Below are 26,060 nucleotides of genomic sequence, written 5' to 3' on the forward strand. Positions count from 1 at the left end.
TCGTAATTCGTAATTCGTAATTCGTAATTCGTAATTCGTAATTCGTAATTCGTAATTCGTAATTCGTAATTCGTAATTCGTAATTCGTAATTCGTAATTCGTAATTCGTAATTCGTAATTCGTAATTAAGAAAGTCCAACTGCATCTGAGTTTCTCGTTTGGTTTATTGGTATAATCTAAGCCTTTTTACTTACAGCTTTACCTAGACGAGTTAAACCTTGAGAACAATCAAACCTATCAAGGTGAATTTCAATAAAAGAAACACAGTTAGTATTGGCTTTAGCTTGGGATAAAGCTGCTTCTAATTCGCCTTCTGTGGCCACTTCACAACTCCAACTTTCGCCGAAAATTTGCGGCATTTGGTGATATTTCCAAGGTTGGATATCATTATAAGGGCCATCTTGAATTACGCGCTCAATGGTATAACCATCATTATTAATCAGGAAAATAATCGGGTTGATTTGATATCTAATAATCGTGGATAATTCTTGAGCAGTCATTTGAAAAGCTCCATCTCCCACAAAAACCATCGGGCGGCGATGGGGGTCTGCCATAGCTGCACCCAAACAGGCGGGAATCGAATAACCAATGGATAAATAAAAGGCTTGTCCAATAAAATCTGTTTCTTGAGGCATTAATAAATCCATTGTCGAGATAATTGCATCTCCCGTATCAGCAATTACAATAAAACCATCTTCTAGAAAATGGTTCATGCGTTCATAAAAACGCCGATTTGTCAGTTTGTTTTCAGGTTGGGCAATAAAAGTTTTGAAAAGTACATCTGAAGCTGGCGTAATTTCCAAAGTTGCAGCGTCTTTTTTCTGAAGCTTGGCAATTAAACCATCAATGAAATCTCCTAAATAAACAGGTTGATAAAAATGATGTTTAATTTTGACTTTCTCTGAATTGGCATTAATTAACTTGCGCTCATCCAGGTTAGCAGTATATACTCCCAAATTCATATCAGACATAATCGCTCCCAGACACAATACACAGTCAGCCGTTTCGATACGTTGACTGACATCATCTCGACTCAAAGCCCCTACATAGTTACCAATAAATTGCGGGTGCATCTCGGAAATACAAGATTTACCCAGCATAGTTGTAGCTAGGGGATAACCAGTAGTTTCTAAAAGTTGCAGCAGTTTATTTTCTAAACGAAACCGATTAAATTCAACCCCGGCTAAAATGACGGGACGCTGTGCTTTTTCTAATAAGTCAACTGCCTCTTCTACGGCTTCTTCTAAGGCTTCTGGTAATGTTTCGGGATTTGTTAATTTGAATGGCGAAGGTAATTGAGTTTCAGGCAGAGTGCAAGGTTGATGAACTAAATCTAAGGGAATTTCAATATAAACAGGTCGTTTGTAATGAAGACAAGCCGCCAGAGTTTGATCAATTTGACTCGCTGCTTGACTGGCTTTCGTCAGGTTGACGGCAGCAACTGTGATTTTTTCCATAATAGAAAGCTGGAGGTTATAGTCTCCTGTGGTGTGGTGCAGCAGCAAGTTACTTTTTCTCACAGAACTGTTAGGCGCACCACTAATTACTACCAGGGGAACTCGTTCCGCATAAGCACCAACCACGGCATTAACTAAGCTAAAAGCACCAACACCGTAGGTAACACAAACTGCACCTAAACCTTTTACCCGTGCATAAGCATCTGCGGCATAGCCAGCATTCAATTCATTACAATTACAAATTAAATTAATGGGAGTTTGATTCAAGACATCCATTAAATCTAGTACATAGTCTCCGGGTACACCAAAGATATGTTGGACACCTAAGCTTTCTAATCGATGGAATAAATATTCGCTAACTGTAGTCATGACAGCAAGGGGTAAGTGGAGAAAATTTATCCATAATTTTAGCGACATTAAAAAGCAGTTGGTTCAATATGCCAACCGCTTTTTTTTACTAAGACCAATTCTGTATGAGGATGCGCTGAATTATAGGAGGAACGAACCACATTGGCGCTAGCCTCTCCCTTTGGGAGAAGGGCGCAAAGGACACAAAGAAAGAAAAAAAGAAAGGAAGAAATTCAGCGCAGCTTTACACAGAAATGGTATAACTTAGACATAAGTATTCAGCCTAAGTCGCAGGCTTTTCATACAAGCGTAGAAGACTACTATTCACCATAGATGCTGCGTCAGAAGCCAGCCAAGCTGTAAATTCGCCAATATCATCAGCACTAATCCAGGTAGGTTGACTGCGCTCTTTGCTGGTGCGAGTCGCTACCCAGCTATGAACAATAACTTCGTTAATCCGCACAGCTTGACCTTTGTTTTCCTCCATCAATACCTGAGCTAGCATCAGCTGTCCAGCCGCAGGAATGCTCACAGGGCTGACATTGGGAATCGGGACTTCGGCTGCGGCTCCTCCAATGAAGGTGTAGCTAGCTCCCTGATGTCCTTGAAGCATAGGCAGAAATGTTCGGGCGGCGATGAAGTGACTGGTTAAATTACTATCTAAATATTGTTGCCATTCTGTGATTGAGACTTCAGTGATGGGTTTGTTGCCAAACCACCAACCACCAAGGGAAGCAACTACAGCATCAATCTGTCCAAATTGTTTGAGGAGTTGGTCGCGAATGCTCTCGGCACTATCAATTTGTCCAATTTCTCCGACAATGGGAATAAAGCGATCGCCATCAGCCAGTTTACCTAAATAAGTGCGTAGTTCTTCTAGTTTTTCGGCTTGGCGCGACGGTACAGCTACTATGGCTCCTGCTTTGAGAAATGCCCTCACAATGCCTTCTCCCACATTGCCTGCACCACCAATAATTAATGCAACTTTGTTTTCTAGTTGATTCATGATTGCTCCCGGATTAATTTTTTGTTCGACAACCCACATTGAGAAAGTCAAGCCGTGATTACGCCGCTAGTACCCCACCATCCACAGCTAGGGTATGTCCGTTGACAAAATCGGTAGCATCAGAACACAACCAGATCACAGCATTAGCAATGTCCTCTGGTTTACCCAAACGTCCGGCGGGAACAAAATTTTCAAAAGCTTTGGTATTACCGCCAGTTGCTTGACTGAGCATTTCAGTTTCAATTGGCCCTGGTGCGATCGCATTTATCCGAATTTTTTGGGAAGCATATTCTAGTGCGGCGGCTTTTGTCAGCATCACTACAGCAGTTTTAGAGGCATCGTAAATCGATAAGCCGGGTGCTAAAGGACGAAAACCATTGATGGAAGATGTGTTGACAATTGCGCCTCCATTGCCTTGAGCTAACATCTGGGAAATTTCGTGCTTCATACAGAGAAAAACTCCCTTGACATTGACTCCAAAAACTCGGTCATAAGTTTGCTCTGTTTGCTCTGCCAGCAAGGCATTTTCACCCAGCAACCCGGCATTATTAAAGGCGATATCCAGCCTACCAAACTTATTGACAACGGCGGCAATGGTTGCTGCTATGTCTGCTTCTTGAGAGACATCGGCTTTCACAAATAAACCTTCACTTCCCACCTGGTGAATTAAGTTGACGGTTTCACTACCTTCTTCTTCCCTCCGTCCGACTACCACAACTTTGGCACCAGCATGAGCTAAAGCGATCGCAGTAGTACGCCCAATGCCAGAAGTACCACCAGTCACCAGGGCAACTTTGTTTTCTAACGGTTTCATCCAAATCGCTCCATTTTCAGTAACTACAGCAGTGTGCCTGATTTGGATTCTTCTTTACAAGAAGGAACTTCCAGGTGATATAGTTACCTCATGGTTCCTAACAATCGGCAAATACTCTTAAGCGCAGACTGCCCTGTGCGGCAAATGCTCGATTTAGTCGGAGATAAATGGACACCGCCAGTACTGTATCTCCTATCTTCTGGTACTAAGCGATATACTGAGTTTCAACGTCAAATTCCTAAGATATCCAAAAAAATGCTGACACAAACCCTGAGAAGGTTGGAGTCAGCTGGTGTTGTTAATCGCACCGTATACCCGATTGTGCCGCCCAAGGTGGAATATGACCTCACGCCCTTTGGGGAAAAATTGATTGAACCAATTGCTGGGTTGGCAGCATGGGCTTGGCAGCACCAAGAAGAATTAAAACTGGTATCCGAACGTCAGCAGAAATCAGAAGTTTAAGCTCGGACTTCTTCAGGCCAGAGTTCTCGCAACGCCGGCGGTAACATATTAATCACATCATCAATTTCTCCTCTGGTAACCCGTTCCGCCAGTAGTTGGAATACCGCACGCACTACCCGCTCGGCATCAACTTCGGGGTCAATGTTGCGAAAATAATCACGAATATGCTGTAAAAATGCTTCTTTATTCCTTTCTTTAGTGGGAGTTGCGCCAGGTCGCCAGTTTTCGTAATAAAACCCTCCTAAGAGAATGGGTAACTGCGCTCCTAAATGTGCCGCTTCTGCTACCGTCAGGCGATCGCGCAAGGCGTGTAATGTGGCGCGTAATGCCTGAAATACTTGATGCTTACTTTCCCAGCCCAGCTTATTACACAAGTCATTTACCCAAGGAATTGTCGTCTGAACTGTCGTATCAAAAATATCCAGTCCTGTCATTGTCATAGCGATCGCTCCTGTCTCTATGCTTTGAGTTGCCTGTTTTTCCAATCCTTTCATCTTCTCCAGTCCATCCTAAGAACTCAGAAGTCGCTTCTCCTCTGACGAATGGTGTGTGATACCTAATTTACTCCTCTGTCTCAGGGATTGAGTCACTGTTAAACCTGAATGTGAGATGAATTACACAGCAATACCCGATAAAAATAGTCGGGTATGTTTGACGGGTATTTTGACTCGTGTTAGTATCAGGCGACAGTTGAGCGACAAAACAGGGAAGGCTTCATTTATGACTCAAGCAATCACCAAAGATACCCAATCAACAACTTCGACTTTAAAAGCTTTAAAGTGTAAAGAATGTGGTGCGGAATACGAACTTAAAGCCAGTCATGTCTGTGAGTTATGCTTTGGTCCATTGGAAGTCAAGTATGATTTCAGTGAGTTACGTCTGACGATCACTCGTGAAAAAATTGCCGCCGGTCCAAATTCAATTTGGCGCTACCGTCCCTTTTTGCCCGTTGCAACTGACAATGTAATTGATGTGGGAACAGGAATGACTCCCCTGGTCCGTTCCCACCGCCTGGCTCGTCGCCTGGGTTTAAATAAGCTTTATATTAAAAATGATGCTGTGAATATGCCCACCTTGAGCTTTAAGGATCGGGTGGTGTCAGTGGCTCTCAGCCGAGCGCGTGAGTTGGGTTTCACTACCGTTTCCTGTGCTAGCACTGGTAACTTGGCTAATTCTACAGCTGCGATCGCAGCTCATGCTGGTTTAGATTGTTGTGTATTCATCCCCGCAGACTTAGAAGCTGGTAAAATCCTGGGTAGCTTAATCTACAGTCCCACGCTGATGGCAGTCAAGGGCAACTACGACCAGGTAAATCGTCTCTGCTCGGAAGTTGCAAATACACACGGCTGGGGTTTTGTCAATATTAATTTGCGCCCTTATTATTCTGAAGGTTCTAAAACTTTAGGTTTTGAAGTTGCAGAACAACTCGGTTGGGAACTACCAGATCATGTAGTTGCTCCCCTGGCCTCTGGTTCACTATTCACCAAAATTTATAAAGGTTTCCAAGAATTTGTGGAAGTCGGTTTAGTAGAAGCTAAAGATGTCCGCTTCAGTGGCGCTCAACCCGAAGGTTGTTCACCCATCGCCCAAGCATTTAAAGAAGGGCGCGACTTTATTAAACCAGTGAAACCGAATACAATTGCTAAATCACTAGCCATTGGTAATCCCGCAGATGGTATTTATGCTGTTGAACTGGCTAAGAAAACTGGCGGTAATATTGAATCAGTCAATGATGCCGAAATTATTGAAGGCATCAAGCTACTAGCAGAAACCGAAGGCATTTTCACAGAAACAGCAGGTGGTACAACCATTGCTGTGCTGAAAAAATTAGTCGAAGCCGGCAAGATTGACCCAGATGAAACTACAGTAGTTTACATCACTGGTAATGGTTTGAAAACTCAAGAAGCAGTCCAAGGCTACGTCGGCGAACCTTTGACAATTGATGCTAAACTAGATAGTTTTGAACGTGCCTTAGAGCGCTCTCGCACACTTGACCGCTTGGAATGGCAACAAGTCCTCGTTTAGTTACGAGTTGTGAGTTAAGAGTTTTCTTCCTAACTTTCAACTGCTAACTTGACTCTTAACTCTCCCCTTTCACTCTTAAATTTCTACTTCTATGGCTGTTAAAGTTTTAGTTCCCACTGCCCTGCAAAAATTCACAAATAACCAAGCTACCCTGACCTGTAGTGGTAGTAATGTTTCTGAACTGTTCGATTCTCTAGAGCAAAACTGCCCTGGTATTAAAGCCCGGTTATGTGACGAAAAAGGACAGGCGCGGCGATTTTTAAATTTCTATGTGAATAGTGAAGATATCCGCTTTTTAGATGGGATAGAGACACCACTCAAAGATGGTGATGAAGTAAGTATTGTCCCAGCTGTGGCTGGTGGTTGATACAGAACACGGGTTTCGTAGCCCGAAGCAGTTTTGACTTGAGATTCAAACGATTGCACTCTTTGATTTAGGGGTGCGATCGCATTGTTCTTTGTATTCTTCCTGAATCATGTCAAACACATAAACGAGTTCGACACGAGCTTCATTTGGTGTTTCTCCCCAAGCGTGACAACCAACAATCGCTGGGACATAAGCCACAAATGTGCCATTGTCATCAGGACGAATCACAGTGGTGTAGTCTTGCAAAAGCTTCATGGCATGGAAGTTTTAGTTACACTTTATAGTTTACAGCGATCGCCAAGCTCTCCTATGTCAAAATGAAGATAAAATCGCTCCCGAAGCTAGACAAAGGATTGACCTGAGCAATGGCAGAAGAAAAAAATCACAATCAAGCGGGAGAAGTGGCTCCCAGCACTGTTGACAAACAGGCTCCCACTGTCGCTGAAGTAAATGTTCCCAGCACTGACGAACCAGTAGCAACAGATATCCCTACTGCCAACGCGCCAGACCCCAAAGCAGCGAACCCAGAAGTTAACCCCAACGCCGCTACGACAAAAACAGCACCACCCAAGGCAGAAAAGCCCCCTGCCGCAGCCAAAGCCGCAAAAAAGGAAAAACCTCCAGCGGTGGAAGATAAGCCCTTTGTAGAGTTTATGGAGCAACACTACTTGCCAACTTTGCAAAAAGCGATCGCCCAGGAAGGTGTAGAAGATTTGCAGCTGGCTTTTGCGAAACAGAAACTTCCCGTATCGGGGTTTCAGTCAGCCGAAGAATGCTGGCAAGTTGTTGGCAGTTGGCAAAATGGTCAACGTCAGTTTAACGTGTATTTCCCAGAGGAAAGTATTACCGGGAAAAAGGGATTTTCTTGCAACGAAGGGAAAAAACCTAGCACACTTGAGTCATTCTTAATTGATGAGCGCAAGATTACACTAGACCTTTTAGTATTTGGTATAGTCCAGCGTTTGAACGGTCAGAAGTGGCTAGGTAGAAATTAGTTAAGTTCATCGAAGTAGTAGGTAACGGCTCCAGTAATGGGGTCGTTATCAGTTGGTTGGTAGACTTGAGAAGCGATCGCTTGTTGATTTAGAGTGACACCCTCTGACTAGCAATTCTTGATTTCTGCAAGCCGCACACTCGTGACTTCTAGTCATGAGTTAGGCGTGACCTATTCCTATATTTACCATATTCTGATATGGAATATGATAAAATTGTTTCGGCGGTATATCAAAACTCAGAATGCAAAAAGCGTTTAAAGTAACACTTATTCCTAACCACAACCAACAAGTCTTAATTAATAAGACAATCGGTTGTGCTAGGTTTGTGTATAACCACTTTTTAGCATTGAAGCAGGAGCTATACACGACTGAGCAAAAAACTTTAAACTACAATGCTTGTAGTCAGCAGTTAACTCTATTCAAAAAAGAGATTGAATGGTTAAAAGAAGTAGATAAATTTGCCTTACAGAATTCACTCAAGAATTTAGAAGCAGCATACAAAAACTTTTTTGCTGACTTGAAAAAGTCTAAGAACAAGAAAGGTGTCGGATTCCCTAAGTTTAAGAAAAAAAATGGCTGCAAGCAATCTTACAAAACGAATCTTACCAACGGCAACATACAGATAATACAGAATCGTTTAAAGCTTCCTAAGCTAGGATGGGTCAAGTTTCACAAGTCACAAGATATTGCTGGGAAGCTTGTAAACGTTACGATAAACCGGACTGCTTCTGGTAAATATATTGCCAGTATCCTGTGTGAAACCGAGATAGAGAAATATCCCCAAGTAACACAAAATATCGGGTTAGATTTGGGAGTAAAGTCTTATCTTGTTACTAGTAACAGTGAAGTTGTAGACAATCCCAAATATTACCGGACTCAAAAAAGGAAATTACGTAAAGCACACAAGAAATTATCTCGCACTGTAAAAGGTAGTAGTAATCGAGTCAAAGCGAAAGTCAAGCTGGCTCGTACCTACGAACGGATTACCAATTTGAGAGATGACTTTTTGCACAAGTTGTCAACCCGCTTAATCAAAGAAAACAGCATTATCTGTATTGAAGATTTGCGAGTTGCTAACATGGTCAAGAACCATAAATTAGCATTGAGTATTTCAGATGCTAGTTGGTCTAAATTCATTACCATGTTGGAATACAAAGCTTTGTGGCATGACAGAGTTGTCCAAAAAGTTGACACGTTTTATCCCTCATCCCAGACTTGCAACCATTGTGGTTTTATCAACCCATTAGTTAAAGATTTAAAGTTGCGTGAATGGTCTTGTCCTAGTTGCAATAATTACAACTTAAGGGATAAAAATGCAGCGCTTAATATATTAAGTGAGGGTTTGAGATTACTAACCGCCGTCGGTACGCCGGAGGTTATAAAAAACGCCTGTGGAGAACTTGTAAGTCCTGAATTATTTCAGGCAGAGATCTTTGAAGCAGGAATCGCGTGACTTCTAGTCATGCGAGGTTCAATCTGGGTTCCTTCAGCGTTGAGATATTGTTGCAACTCTTAACTTTTTCTATACTAAATTCTAGGCTGCATCTTGGTAGACTGAGTTTTATACAAATCAATTATTCTCGTCTCCTGCGCCTTGTGAGAGCATTACCCCAAAGATTAATTGGGAAACAGGATGCCACAGATACAATCATGGGGAAACCCTGATGCAGTCTGACTTTCTGAATTACGAATTGGGATGAGCTTTCTGGTGTACTCAAGATAATAAAGACAAAAGAGCAATTAAGACATGGTAGATTCCCTCAAAAAACCAGGCTTTGAAGAAATGCGGCCAGGAGTGAAAACCCCGGCCAAAGAAACCCTGTTAACACCCAGGTTTTACACCACCGATTTTGATGAAATGGAACGGATGGACATCTCCGTCAACGAAGACGAGTTACAAGCCATCCTCGAAGAGTTCCGTGTTGACTATAACCGCCATCACTTCGTTCGAGATACCGAGTTTGAGCAATCCTGGGATCACATTGACGGAGAAACTCGCCAATTGTTTGTAGAATTTCTCGAACGTTCTTGCACGGCAGAGTTTTCGGGATTTTTGCTGTATAAAGAACTCGGCCGCCGTTTGAAGGGAAAAAGCCCAGTATTAGCTGAGTGCTTCAACCTGATGTCACGAGATGAAGCTCGTCATGCAGGCTTTTTGAACAAAGCGATGTCAGACTTCAATCTGTCGCTAGATTTAGGCTTTTTGACCAAGAGTCGCTCCTATACCTTCTTTAAGCCAAAATTCATATTCTACGCGACTTATCTTTCAGAAAAAATTGGTTATTGGCGCTACATCACCATTTATCGTCATTTAGAAGCACATCCTGAAGATAGAATTTACCCAATTTTCCGGTTCTTTGAAAACTGGTGTCAGGATGAAAACCGTCATGGAGATTTCTTTGACGCGATGATGAGATCCCAGCCACAAATGTTGAATGATTGGAAGGCAAAACTTTGGAGTCGCTTCTTCCTGCTGTCAGTGTTTGGGACAATGTATCTCAATGACATCCAGCGTAAAGATTTTTATGCTTCCCTGGGATTAGATGCACGAGAATACGACATCCACGTCATTAAAAAGACCAACGAAAATGCGGGTCGAGTCTTTCCGCTGATGCTGGATGTAGAAAATCCCGAATTTTATCAGCGTTTGGATGTGTGTATTCAGAATAACGAAAAATTGGCTGCGATCGCCAATTCTCAAACTCCTAAATTCTTCCAATTCTTCCAAAAAGCGCCAATTTATCTCTCTCATGCTTGGCAGTTCCTGCGTTTGTACCTCATGAAACCCATTGATACGGTTTCTACTCATGGAGCAGTGCGCTAGGTTAGAAAACTAATTTTTATCAACTTGAGTGGTTCTGTGATGTCCAGAGCCACTTTTTTTCTTCATCCGGAGCCACTTGAACTCTAGGAGAAATGAGCCAGATGAAGGATGTAATTTTGATTTAATCAATCTTGATGAGCAAGCTAATGCAACGAAAACAAGCTCTGGCTTTAGTAGCACTAATTGTCTGGTTAATTTTAGGAATTACCCTAAGTCTGATTGGGGCTGCAATGATTAAATACAGTCAGCTAAATAACACTGTAGCTTACGGAGCAATTTTCGGAATATGTTTAGGATCAGTTCTGGGATTGGTGGAACTGCTTGCAGCATCTCATCTCAATACTAGTCGGATTATGCTTTGGATGACAGGAAGCACTGTAGCAGGAGGAATAATTGGATTCTTCAGCATTGTTGCGTGGGGTCGATTTCCTCAAGGGAATCAGGCAGATTTAATGTTTGTCGTCTTTGCTCCTGTGGCAGTTGTCATAGGCTTTTTGCTAGGGTGCTTGCTGAGTCTTATCTTATGGAAATTTACCAGAAAATAGTGGCGTGAGATATCAAGATGTGGTTCAATTAGCTGAAAATCGCTGTAATTGGCGCAGTGCTATCCCCAATGCTAGATAATATCTACCAAAAGTTTAAGAAGGTTTTTTGCCATCGGAAACAATCTGCGACAGTAGATTTCCGGTAAAATCTAGCAACTGATCGAGTAACAAGCCAATAATACCAATGTACAGTCCCGCCTCAATGATGTCATTAGCGTTGCCAGTTTTATAAGCATTCCAAATGAGAAATCCCAGCCCTTTTGGTCCAATCAACATTTCAGTCGCGATTACTGTAAACCATGCTATCCAAATGCCAACTTTCAAAGCATGAAATAGATGAAATATAGCTACGCGAAAATTATTTTTCTGTCTACGAAAATGTTGCATACCTATGGCAGTATTAATAATCATAGACCAGAGAGTACCAAGAAAAACGATGACCACGGTGGCTGGTTCACTGTTATCGCCAAAGACTACGAGCGCAATCGGTAGCAAAGCTATAGGAGGGATACTATGGGGTATTTGAAATAACCGCTTGAATATTTGATGAATTGGGGCATTTATACCTATTAAATATCCCACAACACTACCTAAAACAGCAGCTGGAATATAACCGACGAACAACTTTTGCAAGCTAGCTAAAACATCTAAAAATATACTAGTTTCCATGCCTCAGTACTCATTTGTAACCTTTGGCAAATACTGCGGCAATCACAAAAAATAGCGAATAGACAAACAGTAAGAAGGTATTAAAGTCTGCTTATATCAAAGCTACCAGTAAACATCCTCTTAGTTCACAAATTAAATAAAATTTCCAGAATTCACATTCTGGATTCTCATGTCAATAAATATAATTCAATACTATTTTCCCAGAGAGCATCAGTGAACCGATTAATGTTCACTGATAACTGAAACCAGATCATTTCCCCAAATTACGCTTCATTTGTTCCAACTCATCTTGAGTTTCCCAACGGCGAAATTTTTCTTCTAAATCGTCCAATCCACTGGTGTAACTGCTGGTGGGATTCCACCAGCCTTCTGTTTCGATGCGCTGCTGAGTTTGAGCTTGAGTGCGGGCTGTTTGGGCTTCTGTGGCTTTGGTTTGCACTTCCTGTCGCCGCACTTGAATTTTCCGTAGTAGTTCTTGAGATTGGGCTATGCGTTCTTTTAACCCCTGCATTTGTCCCCAGCGCTTGTTTCCTTCCCGCAATAGGGCGGCTTCTCTATCCTGTGCGGCGGCGGCTAAATCCTGTCTACCAGCATTTTTGGCCTTTTCCACTCGGATATGCCAAAGCTGAATTTCTTGGGCGGTGGAGAGAATTTCGTCTTGCGATCGCTTTTCCTGTAATTTTAACTCTGCAATCAACTTTAAAGTATCTTCCTCTTGCTGCCGCAGCTGTTCTAACAGTGCTTCTAACTCCAAATGTGGATTGTTACGCAAAAATTCTTCTAAACGATTTTCTAGAAATTTACTTAAATCATCAAATAAGCCCACAAACAGAACTCCAGAAATTTAATAAGTGACTATTGTATTCTAGTGATTATTATCTTATGCCGAAAGTGAGTCGTGGCAGTATCTCTCTGAAGGTAGTTTAGTAAAACTAAAGTCTATGAACATAAATGTGCGGTTGGGTAAAATCTGGTAATTTTTATCACTTATGTCCAATAATTAAACCAGTGAATCGGTTAAAATAATTAATAACTCTAAACTTGCTTGTCTTGTAAGTATGACCATGCACAATTCCGTTGAATTTCAAGACGCTTTTGATGTCATTGTCGTCGGTGCAGGTCACTCCGGTTGCGAAGCTGCCCTTGCTGCTGCCCGTCTCGGCTGCCGGACTCTGCTACTGACACTCAACTTAGATAAAATCGCTTGGCAACCCTGTAATCCCGCAGTGGGTGGCCCGGCTAAATCTCAGTTGACTCATGAAGTGGATGCACTGGGTGGGGAAATTGGCAAAGTTGCAGACCGGACTTACCTGCAAAAGCGCATCCTCAACTCTTCACGAGGGCCTGCGGTGTGGGCATTACGCGCCCAAAGTGATAAGCGCGAATATGCCGCAGTCATGAAAACGATTGTGGAAAACCAAGAAAATTTGACCATTCGCGAAGCCATGGCCACAGACTTGGTGCTGGATGCTAATGATCAAGTGATTGGTGTTGAGACTTACTTTGGTGTGGCTTTTGGCTGTCAAGCGGTAATTTTGACAACTGGCACCTTTTTGGGTGGCAAAATTTGGGTAGGTAACAAATCTATGCCAGCCGGACGGGCTGGGGAATTTGCGGCTGAAGGTTTGACACAAACTTTAAATCGCTTGGGCTTTGAAACCGGAAGACTCAAAACCGGTACGCCAGCACGGGTAGATAAGCGGTCTGTTGATTACAGCAAAATGATTATCCAGCCAGGAGATGAAGAAGTCCGCTGGTTTAGCTTTGACCCGGAGGTCTGGGTAGAAAAGGAACAAATTCCTTGCTACATCACCCGCACCACTGCGGAAACTCATCGTCTGATTCGGGAAAATTTACATTTATCACCAGTTTATGGTGGTTGGGTGGAGGCGAAAGGACCCCGCTATTGTCCCAGCATTGAAGATAAAATTGTTCGCTTTGCTGATAAAGAAAGCCACCAAATATTTATTGAACCAGAAGGACGAGATATTCCGGAATTATATATCCAAGGATTTTCTACAGGGTTGCCGGAAAATTTGCAATTGCAAATGCTACGCAGTCTCCCCGGTTTAGAAAAATGTAGTATGCTGCGTCCAGCCTATGCTGTGGAATATGACTATTTACCAGCCACTCAGTGTTATCCCACGCTGATGACGAAGAAAATTTCTGGTTTATTCTGTGCTGGACAAATTAACGGCACAACTGGCTATGAAGAAGCCGCAGCGCAGGGAATTGTGGCGGGAATTAATGCGGCGCGGTTGGTTCGTGGTGAAGAGATGATTGTTTTCCCCCGTGAACACAGTTATATTGGCACGCTGGTTGATGATTTGTGTACCAAAGATTTACGGGAACCTTATCGAATGCTGACCAGCCGGTCTGAATATAGGTTACTGCTGCGTTCTGATAATGCTGACCAACGGATGACTCCTCTGGGAAGAGAAATCGGCTTAATTGATGACCGGCGATGGAATTTGTTTACCTCAAAACAAGCACAGATTACTGAGGAAAAACAACGCCTATCTGCCACGAGAATCAAAGAACATGATGAAGTAGGTCAGGCGATCGCTTCTGTATCCCAACAAACAATCAAAGGTTCAATTACTCTAGCAGAATTGCTGCGCCGTCCGGGATTTCATTATGTTGACCTGGATAGCTACGGACTGGGAAACCCCAACCTCAAGCCAGCGGAAAAAGAAGGCGCAGAAATTGACATCAAGTATTCTGGGTATCTCGCTAGACAACAAAATCAGATTGAACAAATTGCTCGTCAAGCGCACCGCCAGCTACCTGCGGACTTGGATTACACCACAATTGATACCCTTTCTAAAGAAGCACGGGAAAAACTCACGAAGGTAAAACCCCTGACTCTTGGTCAAGCAGCACGCACTGGCGGCGTAAATCCGGCAGATATTAACGCTTTGTTAATATATTTAGAATTGCGTAAAACTAAGAGCCAGTCAGAATTTCCGGCATTAGCTTAAGTTAAAGTTCATGAAGGTTGAGTATAGTAGAAGTGAAGGAAGTAGTATGATAGATGACATTAATTAAGTAATGGCATCATCAGCAGTTTCCGGATTAATGCTTAATTTTATATTACCAAGCAATCAGTTCGTCTCATTTTGACGAGGGCTTGGAAGCTTCTACAAAAATCTTGATTACCAGGGAATAGGGGCGGCGTTGCCCCTTCCTGGCAGCCACAACCCAAAATGCCTTATGTTACAAGCAGCCAGAACTCATCTCATTATCCCAGAACCATCAGAAGAGTTAATCACCAACGAGCCGTCGGCGATAGAATTTTATGCTGATGGCTTGATGGAAGAACTTTTTGCCGATATTGACGAAATTTTGGATGTTAGTGGGAATCTGCCTGACCAGACTTTAAGGCATGGCAGTGTGACACCACGTTCTATAGAACAAACTTCCACAGACGATTGGTTTGATCTTGGGGGTGAATCGGCCACACCAGAGGTTTCAACATATGAGCATCTGCAAACAATTAATGTGCCGCAGATTGTTTTATCACACACCCTGACTCGCAGTGAAAATACAGATTATCAACTGAGGAATCAGGAAGTTGGTACAGTTGTAGTTAATCCACCTGGGGCAATTACTAAGCACCAGAAAACTCGGCTGAATCTGGGACAACTGCTGATTGCCGGTGCAGCGATCGCAGGCACAATATATATAGTGCAGTCTGGATTGCTGACTCTGATCACTTCCAGATTGACTCAACCAGATATCTATCTACCCCAGACGCAGTTATCTACCAAAGTAGATGTTCAGGGAGAATTGGTTAACTATATGCTGGGAGCGCTGGCGATTATCGACAAGCAAGAAAAAACCAGTAATCGCACATCTGCTGTTCCCGAAATCGCCAATCGGGGAGTTTCTAACTCTTCATCTGTGGCTGGTGATTTAGCACCACCTCTAGCCGCTAACAATACACAACCAGTTATTAACCGTTCTACAGGTGTTGTCGAGCGGATTTACATTCCTGTTTATCAAGCGCCGTCACCAATGCGCTATGCACCACCACCAACTCCCGTAGCTCCCTTACCTCAACCACAGGTAGCAACTAATTCTCCGAAGCCTCAACCGCAGGCTGTCAAGACAGAGATGAAAGCTGTGCAACCAGCCAAGGCGGGGAATGGCAATGTGGTAGCGGCTGTGCGCCCAGAACTCAAACCTGTACCCGTGCAGAGCGCTCCACTTAACGTGCGGCCACCATCACCGCCAGAAGCCCCACAGCAAGCATATTTACAAACGTCCCCGGCAATAACTGTTACCCATACCTTAGCGGGACTACTAGAGTTAGGGGATAAATCTGCTGCTTTATTTGAATTTGAAGGGGTAACTCGCCGGATTAATATGGGAGAAAGCATCGGTGCGAGTGGCTGGACTTTAGTAGATGTAGCCAACGGTGAAGCGATCATTCGTCGCAATGGCGAAGTGCGATCGATTGTTGCGGGACAGAAGTTGTAAAACTGCTAATGCTTTCGTGCTAGCTCGATTTATACCAAAGTGCTAAGTATTAACCCCATAAGAGTCCAAATTTAACCTGCTTAAGCGGGTTAATTATTTTGGGGATATATTTTTTTCAAGACTCAGATGGACATGGTTAGCTTAGTAAAATTTGGAGTCATAGGAACAACCTTAATTGGGATATCTACGATTTGATCATCAATTGTAATCCGCATTTGGCGATCGCCTGCTTGGAAAAACACAAAATTCAGTTGCCATTTACCATCCTGATTGATTCTAATACCCCCGGCTGGGAATCGCTCATCGATAATCACAGCCAAAAATCTTCCCGCGTCGGCTGGTTTCGCTACACCTTCAATTCTCAAACTCTGTCCCACTTCCACCTCTTGAGGAGCGCTGATTAACTCAAGCTGTGTCGGTAAAGTAGGAACAATCACAATTTGGGCGACATCAGCCAATAATTTTTGAGCTTCTGGCAGCAAATTTAAAATCTTAGTAACATAATTTGGATCTGCGGCATAGCCTCTTTCTCGGAGAAAACCCAGAAAATCTTCTGGTGTGTTGGTATATGCTTCTAAACCTTTATAGGGAGAACGAGTTAAGAACTTCCAATAACCCAAAATAAAAGCATTCACATCTAAAAAGCTACAAAATTCTACTGGTTGTGCTTCAGAAGGAACCTTGATTTTTAAAGGTTCAGCAAAGCCTGACATATCGGGAAATCGCCATTTCAATCCAGCAAAGTTATTAGCTTGGATAGCCAGTTGACTTGTACCTCTACCAGATTCCAGTAGCCATTGTGCCAGAGTAACTTCTTTTAAATTTTGCCAACTTAGATCATTTATTTTTGCAGATTCCAGTCCAACTTTTGCAAAAGTATCCCGTAAATTTGTGTAAAAGTAACTATTAATTAAATCGTCTATTAATGCCATAGATTTATTTTCCTTTTGGTGAGAGTTTCAGATCCCCGACTTCTTAAAGAAGTCGGGGATCTTTTTCTTGGATTATCCCAACAAGTTCAACCCAGCAGCGCCTAACCAACCTAAAAGTTTCACAAAAATCGGCTTGGCTGTTGTCCAAAGTTGCCGACTAGCATCTACAGTCTTAGTGGTTTTTTCAATCGTTGTTGCCACACTTGTTAAACGCTCCAATGCTCGTTGTTTATTTGGTTCTTCTTTATCTGTGGCTTTCTTCGCGGCATTCAAATCTTCTATTACTTCTTCTTTAGTATCTGCGGGTAATTCTGAACCTTTAATCAAAGTTTCCAGTTCTGCCATCAACTTGACAACATCATCTTTAGTTAATGATGATTCACCATCTGCACCTGTGTGGTTTTTTTGTGTGACTTGATTACCATCACCAAAGACAGCTTGATTATTATCACCTTGCAAGTTATTGACATTACCGCCAACAGAACCACCAATTGAAAACCCACCGGGATTATTATTCATAGCACTTACCTCTTGTATTTGTGTACTGGAATAAAAATGAGGACGCTCTAGCGCCGTCATCACCATATTCTCTAACCTACTAATTTGATTATCTTTTTCTGCTAATAGTAATTTAATTTGTGCCTCTGGCAAACCTTTAAGCTGATTGTAAGTGTCAAAATATTCTGCACTCAATTCGGATTTATCAGCAGTAGGGGCAGTTTTAGTCCGCAGCAAAAACTTATCCTGTCCTCGTTTTTCCATGGACACAATTTCTAATTCGGCTTCTGGATGATTCTCAGCTAATTGCTTAAAAGAAATTGCCACAGCACGGGGGTCAACACCTTGGTTATGATAGAGGTCGAGGGTGTCGAAGATGGGTTGAATGAAATCAGCAAATTCTCCATCTGCAAAAACCTCTTTGTTATTATCTGGTTTGCGGAGGGGGTTAGGCTTTTCTTTGGTAGGAAGATGCATATAAACGTATTCACATCTCACACCATCAAACTTGGTATTGTTGGTAATCCCCCAATCTTGAATGTATGCTCCGGTGAGAGTAGCGCCAGTAAAATCAGTTCCATCCAGTTGGCTTTGGACTAATTTGGCTCTGGATAAATCTGCATCCTGTAAGTTAGCTCCACTTAAATTTGCGCCGATAAAGTTGGCATCTGTTAAAATGAACCCTTTTAAATTGACACCCCGCAAATCTTGACGCTCAAAGTTCATCTCTTGTCCTGCACCTGTAAATAACAATTGTTGTAGTTGTGCATTATCAAGGTAAGTGAAACCAGGGCGTACACGGTTGAGTTTTTTTGTTTTTTGGAAACAGGTACGAATCAGAGTTGCTTTTCTGAAATCTGTACTTTTGAGTGTGGCTGCTGTGAAGTTAGCATCAGTTAAATCAGCACGACGAAAGCTTGTACCACCAAAAGCAGCAAACGCAACAGCATTTTTTTGAATCAAAGAAAACTTTTCATCGCCTTTCATGGCTCGCCAAGCAATGTAGGCACTAAATAAAGTTCCACCAACGGCTGCGGCTCCGGCGATGGCTGCGGCTCCGGCGAAGGCTGCGGCTGCGGCGATGGCTCCGGCGAAGGCTGCGGCGATGGCTCCGGCGAAGGCTGCGGCGATGGCTCCGGCGAAGGCTCCGACGATGGCGATGGCTGCGGCTCCGACGATGGCTGCGGCGATGGCTGCGGCGATGGCGATGGCTCCGACTCCGGCGATGACTCCGGCTGCGGCTTCGGCGAAGGCTCCGACGATGGCTGCGGCTGCGGCTGCGGCGATGATGGCTCCGGCGAAGGCGAAGGCGAAGGCGATGGCGATGGCGATGGCGGAGTTTAATCCTTGGACAAGGATAACTATGAAAACAATAATGACTACTATTAAGGCAGTCCAACCTCCAATCTGATTTTCTATGTCTGAACTGTCAAATATCAAAGATATTAAGTATCCAGTGAAGGCTGAGAAAAATCCAGAAATTGCAGATAACAACCACGAAACAGCAACTAGAAAAATCGCCCAACGTTTTTGTAGTCCGCATTGAGCATGGCTGAAGTTGGCATTTTTGAGATTAGCCCCAGTGAAATTTGCTCCTCTGATATCTGCATAGCTAAAATCTGCACCCTCAAGTTTTTGACCTTTAAAGGAGCGCCCACGGAGATTTTTACCGGAGTAATCCTGGTGCATAGATTAATTCGTAATTTGTATTTGAAGGAGCGCCCACGGCGATTTAACAGGTGATCGATATTCTGATACACCTTTAGTATGTATTTTTTCGGTTTTTAGGGCAATATTTTGTTTTTTATCCGAGAAATCCTCGTTTCCAGTTTCTACCTGCAAAGACTCTACAGGTGCAAACATTGAGAGGCTCAGATCCCCGACTTCTTCAAGAAGTCGGGGATCTTTATTTGTTGTTTGTGTTCTTAAAACCAGAAATATGAGTATGATGCCATAATTCAGCAATACGGAGATAAAAAAGTTCCTATGCTGGATACACTCGATTTAACACTTTCCTTAGATAAAGCCACCTATAAGTCAGAAATTGATCGGCTGATGCATCAACTGCGAGAACTGCAAAATGCCTGTAGGGATAAAAAATTACCTGTAGTCGTGGTCTTGGAAGGGTGGGCTGCTTCTGGTAAGGGTGCGTTGGTGAAGCAAATGGTTTCTTACATGGACCCCCGTGGATTTAAAGTACATCCTATCTGGCCACCGAGTGAAGAAGAACGCAAATATCCCTTCCTGTGGAGATTCTGGGAAAAATTACCCGCCCAAGGTAATATCAGTTTTTTCTATCACAGTTGGTATACTCATGTTTTAGAAGAACGCTTATTTGAGCGCGTAGGAATAGATCAAGTTCCCACTGTGATCAAATTAATGGGGCAAATTAATTCCTTTGAGCGTCAAATGGTGGATGATGGAGCTGCGATCGCTAAATTTTGGTTGCATCTAAGTCGTAAAGAATTGAAAAGTCGTTTAAAAGACTACGCCAAAGATGAATTAACCGCTTGGCGAGTGCGAAAAGAAGACTGGAAGCAAGCAAAACACTATGACCGCTACGCCACCTTTGCGGAAGAAATGCTCGTGCAAACTAGTACTGGGGTTGCACCTTGGACTTTAGTCGAGGCTGACTCTGAACGGTGGGTGCAGGTGAAGGTACTCACCCATCTGACTACTACCTTGACTGCTGCTTTAGATAGGCTGAAAATTCAGCTTCCCGCTCCCGCTTTACCTGCACAGACGCAATTAGAAACCACCGAGTCAGACTTACTAGCGCAAGTTGATTTGAGCTTAAGCCTTTCAGAAACCGAATACGAAGAGCAATTAGCCAACGAACAGGTAAAACTACGCAAGTTACAATTAAGCATCCACAAGCATCAAATTCCTGTCCTGGTGATGTTTGAAGGCTGGGATGCAGCAGGTAAAGGCGGGGCGATTAAGCGGCTAACCGATATTCTCGATCCTCGGAGTTACTTTGTGCATCCCTTTGCTGCGCCCACAGATGAAGAAAAAGTTCATCATTACCTCTGGCGATTTTGGCGCAGATTACCCACATCTGGGATAATTGGGATTTTTGACCGTTCCTGGTATGGAAGGGTGTTAGTGGAGCGTGTGGAAGGCTTTGCTTCGGAAATCGAGTGGCGCAGAGCCTACCGCGAAATTAATGAATTTGAGTCTCAGTTAACCAGTGCAGGCTATGTTTTAGTCAAGTTTTGGCTACACATTAGCCCAGAGGAACAACTTCAACGTTTTACAGACCGTCAAAATGATCCTTTTAAGCAGTATAAGCTGACCGATGAAGACTGGCGCAATCGGGAAAAGTGGAGTCATTACGATGTCGCCGTAAATCAGGCAATTCAGCGCACCACCACCGCCACGTCTCCTTGGACAATTGTTCCTGCTAATGACAAATATTATGCCAGAGTCAAGGTCATTGAAACTGTTGTGGAAGCCATTGAGGCGGAATTAAAACGTCGTAAGCAGAGTGATAACTAAAATCCAGGATGATGAATACTTCAATTCGCCTACTACAAGCTAATGATTTAGCCACAGCTGACCATATATTTCGGCTGGCTTTTGGTACTTTTGTCGGACTACCTGAACCAACTGAGTTTTACGGGGATGCAACTTTTTTTTCTCACCGTTGGAAAACTAATCCCAATGCTGCTTTCGCTGCTGAGGTGGATGGTAAATTAGTTGGGTCTAATTTAGTGATTAATTGGGGTAGCTTTGGCTATTTTGGACCTTTAAGCATTCATCCTGACCTTTGGAACCAAGGCTTAGGCCAACGTCTGATTGAACCTGCGATCGCTTGCTTTACTGATTGGAATACTCAACTATCAGGACTCTTTACTTTTGCTCAAAGTCCTAAGCATCATGCACTATACCAGAAATTTGGGTATCGGTTGCGTTTTCTGACTGTGATTTTGGCAAAGTCAGTACAGTCATCTCAGCCATTACCCCCAGGTGCAAGATTCTCCCAAATGACGGCAGATGAACGTAGGGAATGTATCAAAGCAAGTTGTCAACTCACTGATTCCATCTATCAGGGGTTAGATGTATCACAAGAAATTCAGATAGTTCAAGACCAAGAACTAGGAGATACCATCTTTTTATGGGATGATTCAGGCTTGCTAGGATTTGCGGTCTGTCATGCTGGGGCAGGTACGGAAGCAGGTAGTAATACTTGCTTTGTCAAATTTGGTGCAGTGCGATCTGGAATTAATGCCGGACAATGTTTTGAGCAATTATTGAATTTGTGTGAAGCATTGACTGTAACTCTGGGGATGTCTCGCTTAGTTGCAGGAATTAATACTAGTCGAGAGTCAGCTTACTTGAAAATGTTGGCTTGTGGTTTTCGTAGTGACATCATTGGAGTGGCAATGCATAAACCCAATGACCCTGGATATAATCGCCCAGATGTTTTTGCTCTCGATGATTGGCGCTAGTACCTCGGTGCAGAAGTCATATTAAGTCCGGTGAATTAGTTACGATCACCACAGTAGTTTCGATGTTTTACTATTAGACATCTAGTGATAAAGAATATAGAGACGTGAGATATCACGTCTCTACAAGAGTTTTATCAAAAGCATATTTAAATTCGGGCGGTATCTATTGATGAACGCAGATATTCTGGACTCTGATGGCACATTTTTTATATAGCTGCACCACGCCAGCTATCACAATGCATATAGGATTGCGATAACTATGCTAATAATTTCCCAACCGCGTGAATTTTCCCATCCAGTTATCTATAATAGAGATATATTTAGATAAAATATTGCTTCAAAAAAAATCTTCTTTAGAAAATACATCTGTTTGACGTTAGGAATATATTCCTTAATTGCTCTCCTTATGAATTGAGTTGCCTTTTCTAAAGTGCCTATATAAAGGATACTCCTAATGTCAATAGATAATCATGCCCTGGAGTCGAGAACAAATCGTTTGCTTGCTGCTCTGCCTGATGTTGAATATGAGCGCCTGATTCCTCACTTAAATCCTGTGTCACTACCATTTGGTAAGGTTCTGATAGAGTCAGAAGAACTGATTACAGATGTTTATTTCCCTCATAAGGCAGTAGTTTCTTTATTAACAATTATGGAAAGCGGGTCTTCTGTGGAAGTCGGTATAGTGAGCAACGAAGGTATGGTGGGTATCCCGATAATTTTGGGAAGCAACCAATCAACCACCAAAGCAATTGTGCAAGTCCCCGACGGTGGTTTGCAGATGAAAGCAGATGTATTGAAAAGTGAGTTTGATCGGGGTGGTGTACTGCAAAATATCCTACTGCGCTACTTCCAAACTCTATATACTCAAGTTTCACAAGGAGCCGGCTGCAATCGCCTCCATACCCTGGAGCAACGCCTCGCCCGTTGGCTATTAACTGTCTCTGACCGCATGGAATCAGATGATTTTCCACTCACGCAAGAATTCATTGCCCAGATGCTAGGTGTACGCCGTTCTGGTGTGACGGTGGCTGCTAAAACTTTGAGCCAAGAGGGAATTATTCACTATAGCCGTGGTAATATTAGCATCCAGAATCGAAAGGCTTTAGAAGCTACTTCTTGTGAATGTTATCAGGTAATGAAAGACGAGTTTGATCGACTTTTGGGCAAAGGATCTGATCGCCGGGACAAATAAATATTTTGCGGTTGTTATGTGCGAAACCGGACAGACACCCAATGTTCAGTTTGTGTAACCTATAAATTGTTGTGCAATTGAATGCCGTTGCTACTCAGGGTGTGATAACTACACGAGGGTAATATTTAATGTATACTCAATCCATCTCAGTTGAAGGTTTACGCTTGCTGGTTGTTGATGATGATGCTGACACAAGACAAATTTTAAATATCCTATTTGAATTAGAAGGAGCGAAGGTGATAGCTGTAGCTTCGGCAAGTGAAGCTCTAGAAGTAATATCTCAATTTCAGCCTGACATTTTAATTAGTGACATCTATCTATCTGATGAAGATGCCTACTCCTTGCTACCAAAAGTTAGAGATTTGATGGCAGCTGAAGGAAAAGTGATTCCCGCTATTGCGGTAACAGGATCTGCGCGGGAAGAAGACCGCATATATGCATTTTCTTCCGGTTTTCAAACACACTTATGCAAACCGATAAACTTAGATGAATTAGTCAATGAGGTTGCTAGTCTGACTAGATGCAAGCCAGCTATTTGTTTGGCAGGCGAACTGACTTGTCATTCCTGGTAATATTTAGCCAAATTATCATTTTTCTCTGTTATTTTGTGGGGTAGGCATCTTCTTCTTGCCGGAATGTATGAAGCGTGTTAGCGTCACGGCGAGCAGAGTGATTCCCATCCCACGAGTCAATTTGGCATTTTTCTTGATTGGTCTGTCCCTGATCAGTAGATTCAGCGTTGTATTTTGATTGCAGTAAAAAACACTTTCGTAATTTCAATATTTATGAGTTATGGTAAAAAAATAAAAAATACAGGTTTGAAATAGTTCCACAAATTGGAAAATAATAATTAATTGAGATTAATTATATTGCTCTTATGAAATACCAATATGATACTAAAGAAATTAATGGTATGATAAATATCATAAGTAGTTTTTCTAGTTTGTCAGGTATGGATTCATCTGCGTCTATGTTCTTCTATGGGCGGTTAATTTTTGCTGATTACTGACAAATGTCGAAATAGCTATACAAGTAGGTGGTTCAATTGAATATCAGATGTAGTGCGGACATTTTTCCCGCAAGTGAGATATTGGCACTACGGTTATCTAGGAATTAATTACATCCTGCTACTGAGATTTAATCGAAACAGATTAGTTCCTATATGAAACTGCAAAAGGATTAGTATTTTTTGAGACAAACCTTAACTGTAACTATGTTTACTTGTCCGACTTGTATGTGGTGATAGAAGTCGCAAAAATCTAACTCTTGTCATATATTCAGTTTTATCCTTTGCATAGTTGCAAATTAAAGCTTTGAGGTTCCTAGCGCCTAAAAAATTTCAACTTAGCTGGTCTAAAATGTAGCGCACAGTATTGACAATCTAAAAATAATCGAATAACAAGGTGGCAGCACATAAAAAAATGCATTAGCTCACCCCTGCCACAAAACTCAGCAAAGCTCTTAACAAAAAATCACGTAATTAAGATAAATGATGCCACAAAATACTGACCACAAAGCTGCCAATTCAGCAGAGCAAGCCATCGCCTACAAAGCACGTCTGAATTCTTGGGCGATCGCTCGTTTACTTCCTAATGCACAACGGGAGATTGTGGCTCATTTCCGGACTCGTTCTGATGCAGATGGTTATATGCAACATTTAATGCAAACAACGCCTCATGCTTCGTTCATGGTGGTTTTTGATTGTCAACGCGAAGAAGCTGTGATTTAAGGTTCTGATTCAGGCGATCGCACTTGCAGGGTAATTAATTAGGCGATCGCCTTTCTCATGGCACAATTAGGAGAACTTAACGGGATTCAGTTCCCTGGTTGGGGCTACCGGCAACAGTATCTTCTCCTGGTGCTTCAGGTTTAGCACTGTCTTTAGCATCACTTTGAGCAGCATTGCCAGTCTTGCGAATTTCCGGTTCAATAGGAGTTTGATAACCACCAGAAGCTCTGGGAGTAGTTTCTTGACTATCAGATTTATTCTTTTGTTTTTCCGACATAATTGCAGTCCTATCATTTAATCTTGCAGCTATTTTAAGCAACTCATAAGTATAAATTTATCTATCTACAATGTGATTATGGCTGATTGATTCCTCTGTCGTAAGGATTGTTCAGTTCTACCCACACCAGCTTTCAAGCTAAATTAAATAAAACAGACAGGAAACGTCAATGATTATCCGGTTTGGGTAGTTCATAAGCGTAAATATCTTGAATAGCTTGTACCCAACCATTAGAAACAGATTCGAGGATGCGATCGCCTTTTTCCTTCGTTGCGGTGGTTGCGTCGCCAATTACGCCACTTTTACTGACATCTCGCGTCGCCCAAGACACAGGTAACTTCCCCTCTAAACTTAGTAAAGTGCTTTGGGTTGGTTCTGGGGGATACTCCGCCACAGCTTGCTCCATTTTTACCTGTTCTGGCAAAATCGCCAACATAATGCTAGTTTCAGCATCTCCGGCGTGCATTCCTTGGGCTGCTTCCTTGGGTGTCAATAATTCTTTAGTAATATGAGGCACACGCCAAGTAAACAAAGGAAACACCAAAAAGTCATCATATTGAATGTGCAAATCCCGCGCCACCATTTGCATAACTTGGGGTTGTCCACCGTGGGAATTCATTAACACCAATTTTCTAAACCCAGCCCGGTAGATACTTTCACCCATTTCCATCATGATTGCTGTCAGGGTTTGAGTACTTAAAGTTATCGTTCCAGGAAAATGCCAATGCTCATTTGATTTACCATAATAGAGGGTGGGTAAAGCATAGGCGGGAATACTAGAATCCAGCTTTTTCAGGGCGGCTCCCAGAACTCCTACACCAATAGCAGCATCAACAATCAGTGGTAAATGAGGGCCATGTTGTTCAATCGCCCCGACTGGTTGAATGATGACCACATTTTCCTTATTCGGCATAGCCTGAATATCAGTCCAAGTTAGGTAGGGAAAAAATCGTTCTGGGGGAATAAAGCTGTGCATTTTACTACTCT

25 protein-coding genes are annotated in these 26,060 nt (G+C 42.6%); 14 read left to right on the forward strand and 11 right to left on the reverse strand.

Translation table 11 applies throughout. The annotated features are described in order from the left end of the window. Positions 1–176 precede the first annotated feature (176 nt). The 3 genes from AACX33_RS15845 to AACX33_RS15855 form a co-directional block, all read right to left on the reverse strand. A complete protein-coding gene (locus AACX33_RS15845) occupies positions 177–1,874 on the reverse strand; it encodes an alpha-keto acid decarboxylase family protein (protein ID WP_339406803.1) in 1,698 nt (565 codons plus the stop codon). A gap of 214 nt (positions 1,875–2,088) precedes the next feature. Beyond that, on the reverse strand, positions 2,089–2,811 hold the full coding sequence (locus AACX33_RS15850) for an SDR family NAD(P)-dependent oxidoreductase (RefSeq protein WP_193998450.1): 723 nt from the start codon (positions 2,809–2,811) through the stop codon (positions 2,089–2,091). A gap of 58 nt (positions 2,812–2,869) precedes the next feature. Continuing rightward, positions 2,870–3,625 (reverse strand): glucose 1-dehydrogenase, encoded by a 756-nt coding sequence (locus AACX33_RS15855; RefSeq protein WP_193998451.1) that lies wholly within the window; start codon positions 3,623–3,625, stop codon positions 2,870–2,872. 90 nt (positions 3,626–3,715) lie between these two features. On the opposite strand from AACX33_RS15855, the gene AACX33_RS15860 reads away from it, so the two are divergent. Further along, entirely contained in the window at positions 3,716–4,087 is a 372-nt protein-coding gene (locus AACX33_RS15860) for a winged helix-turn-helix transcriptional regulator (RefSeq protein ID WP_193998452.1), read from the forward strand. Here AACX33_RS15860 and AACX33_RS15865 read toward each other — a convergent pair. Next, the gene (locus AACX33_RS15865) at positions 4,084–4,527 is read right to left on the reverse strand and encodes a DUF2267 domain-containing protein (RefSeq protein WP_193998732.1); all 444 of its coding nucleotides are present in this window, start codon (positions 4,525–4,527) and stop codon (positions 4,084–4,086) included. The genes AACX33_RS15860 and AACX33_RS15865 overlap by 4 nt on opposite strands. 280 nt (positions 4,528–4,807) lie before the next feature. Between AACX33_RS15865 and thrC the strand changes: the two genes are divergently transcribed. Both thrC and AACX33_RS15875 read left to right on the forward strand, forming a co-directional pair. Then, a complete protein-coding gene (gene thrC, locus AACX33_RS15870) occupies positions 4,808–6,112 on the forward strand; it encodes a threonine synthase (protein WP_193998733.1) in 1,305 nt (434 codons plus the stop codon). A 91-nt stretch (positions 6,113–6,203) separates the two neighbouring features. Further along, positions 6,204–6,479, forward strand: a complete 276-nt coding sequence (locus tag AACX33_RS15875; protein WP_089093423.1) for a MoaD/ThiS family protein — start codon at positions 6,204–6,206, stop codon at positions 6,477–6,479. Positions 6,480–6,524: 45 nt separating this feature from the next. Here the strand turns inward: AACX33_RS15875 and AACX33_RS15880 are convergent, their stop codons facing one another. Continuing rightward, on the reverse strand, positions 6,525–6,734 hold the full coding sequence (locus tag AACX33_RS15880; protein ID WP_193998453.1) for a type II toxin-antitoxin system HicB family antitoxin: 210 nt from the start codon (positions 6,732–6,734) through the stop codon (positions 6,525–6,527). 110 nt (positions 6,735–6,844) lie between these two features. Between AACX33_RS15880 and AACX33_RS15885 the strand changes: the two genes are divergently transcribed. From AACX33_RS15885 to AACX33_RS15900, 4 genes are all read left to right on the forward strand, one after another. After that, entirely contained in the window at positions 6,845–7,474 is a 630-nt protein-coding gene (locus tag AACX33_RS15885) for a DUF2996 domain-containing protein (protein WP_193998454.1), read from the forward strand. Positions 7,475–7,715: 241 nt separating this feature from the next. Further along, positions 7,716–8,927: an IS200/IS605 family element RNA-guided endonuclease TnpB gene (gene tnpB / locus AACX33_RS15890; RefSeq protein ID WP_193998455.1), complete on the forward strand. Its 1,212-nt coding sequence runs from the start codon at positions 7,716–7,718 to the stop codon at positions 8,925–8,927. A 294-nt stretch (positions 8,928–9,221) separates the two neighbouring features. Continuing rightward, complete coding sequence (acsF, locus tag AACX33_RS15895) at positions 9,222–10,298, forward strand: magnesium-protoporphyrin IX monomethyl ester (oxidative) cyclase (protein ID WP_193998456.1); 1,077 nt, start codon at positions 9,222–9,224, stop codon at positions 10,296–10,298. A 146-nt stretch (positions 10,299–10,444) separates the two neighbouring features. Then, on the forward strand, positions 10,445–10,843 hold the full coding sequence (locus tag AACX33_RS15900) for a hypothetical protein (RefSeq protein WP_193998457.1): 399 nt from the start codon (positions 10,445–10,447) through the stop codon (positions 10,841–10,843). A 93-nt stretch (positions 10,844–10,936) separates the two neighbouring features. On the opposite strand, the gene AACX33_RS15905 is transcribed toward AACX33_RS15900, so the two are convergent. Then, complete coding sequence (locus AACX33_RS15905; RefSeq protein WP_193998458.1) at positions 10,937–11,512, reverse strand: ABC transporter permease; 576 nt, start codon at positions 11,510–11,512, stop codon at positions 10,937–10,939. A gap of 250 nt (positions 11,513–11,762) precedes the next feature. Further along, positions 11,763–12,338 carry a TIGR04376 family protein gene (locus tag AACX33_RS15910; RefSeq protein ID WP_193998459.1) on the reverse strand — a complete coding sequence of 192 codons (576 nt, stop codon included), beginning with the start codon at positions 12,336–12,338 and terminating at the stop codon, positions 11,763–11,765. Positions 12,339–12,570: 232 nt separating this feature from the next. Between AACX33_RS15910 and mnmG the strand changes: the two genes are divergently transcribed. Both mnmG and AACX33_RS15920 read left to right on the forward strand, forming a co-directional pair. Then, positions 12,571–14,493, forward strand: coding sequence for a tRNA uridine-5-carboxymethylaminomethyl(34) synthesis enzyme MnmG (gene mnmG, locus AACX33_RS15915; protein WP_193998460.1), 1,923 nt, complete (start codon positions 12,571–12,573; stop codon positions 14,491–14,493). 232 nt (positions 14,494–14,725) lie between these two features. After that, positions 14,726–15,994, forward strand: a complete 1,269-nt coding sequence (locus tag AACX33_RS15920) for a hypothetical protein (protein WP_193998461.1) — start codon at positions 14,726–14,728, stop codon at positions 15,992–15,994. A 122-nt stretch (positions 15,995–16,116) separates the two neighbouring features. Here AACX33_RS15920 and AACX33_RS15925 read toward each other — a convergent pair whose 3' ends face one another. Beyond that, positions 16,117–16,926: a glucosaminidase domain-containing protein gene (locus AACX33_RS15925; protein ID WP_193998462.1), complete on the reverse strand. Its 810-nt coding sequence runs from the start codon at positions 16,924–16,926 to the stop codon at positions 16,117–16,119. Positions 16,927–16,998: 72 nt separating this feature from the next. After that, entirely contained in the window at positions 16,999–19,113 is a 2,115-nt protein-coding gene (locus AACX33_RS15930) for a pentapeptide repeat-containing protein (RefSeq protein WP_193998463.1), read from the reverse strand. Between the two features lie 297 nt (positions 19,114–19,410). On the opposite strand from AACX33_RS15930, the gene pap reads away from it, so the two are divergent. The 5 genes from pap to AACX33_RS15955 all read left to right on the forward strand — a co-directional run bounded on the left by pap (position 19,411) and on the right by AACX33_RS15955 (position 24,796). Next, positions 19,411–20,922, forward strand: coding sequence for a polyphosphate:AMP phosphotransferase (gene pap / locus AACX33_RS15935; RefSeq protein WP_193998464.1), 1,512 nt, complete (start codon positions 19,411–19,413; stop codon positions 20,920–20,922). Positions 20,923–20,930: 8 nt separating this feature from the next. Then, complete coding sequence (locus tag AACX33_RS15940) at positions 20,931–21,875, forward strand: GNAT family N-acetyltransferase (RefSeq protein WP_227789146.1); 945 nt, start codon at positions 20,931–20,933, stop codon at positions 21,873–21,875. Between the two features lie 454 nt (positions 21,876–22,329). Further along, a complete protein-coding gene (locus AACX33_RS15945; RefSeq protein ID WP_193998465.1) occupies positions 22,330–23,067 on the forward strand; it encodes a Crp/Fnr family transcriptional regulator in 738 nt (245 codons plus the stop codon). A gap of 128 nt (positions 23,068–23,195) precedes the next feature. Next, positions 23,196–23,639 (forward strand): response regulator, encoded by a 444-nt coding sequence (locus AACX33_RS15950; RefSeq protein WP_193998466.1) that lies wholly within the window; start codon positions 23,196–23,198, stop codon positions 23,637–23,639. A gap of 920 nt (positions 23,640–24,559) precedes the next feature. Next, a complete protein-coding gene (locus tag AACX33_RS15955) occupies positions 24,560–24,796 on the forward strand; it encodes a hypothetical protein (protein WP_193998735.1) in 237 nt (78 codons plus the stop codon). Positions 24,797–24,872: 76 nt separating this feature from the next. Here the strand turns inward: AACX33_RS15955 and AACX33_RS15960 are convergent, their stop codons facing one another. Together AACX33_RS15960 and AACX33_RS15965 are read right to left on the reverse strand one after the other, a co-directional pair. Then, on the reverse strand, positions 24,873–25,073 hold the full coding sequence (locus AACX33_RS15960) for a hypothetical protein (RefSeq protein ID WP_193998467.1): 201 nt from the start codon (positions 25,071–25,073) through the stop codon (positions 24,873–24,875). Positions 25,074–25,239: 166 nt separating this feature from the next. After that, a complete protein-coding gene (locus AACX33_RS15965) occupies positions 25,240–26,049 on the reverse strand; it encodes a creatininase family protein (RefSeq protein ID WP_193998468.1) in 810 nt (269 codons plus the stop codon). Positions 26,050–26,060: the final 11 nt, after the last annotated feature.

The organism is Nodularia sp. LEGE 04288 (assembly GCF_963896525.1).
GTDB lineage: Bacteria > Cyanobacteriota > Cyanobacteriia > Cyanobacteriales > Nostocaceae > Nodularia.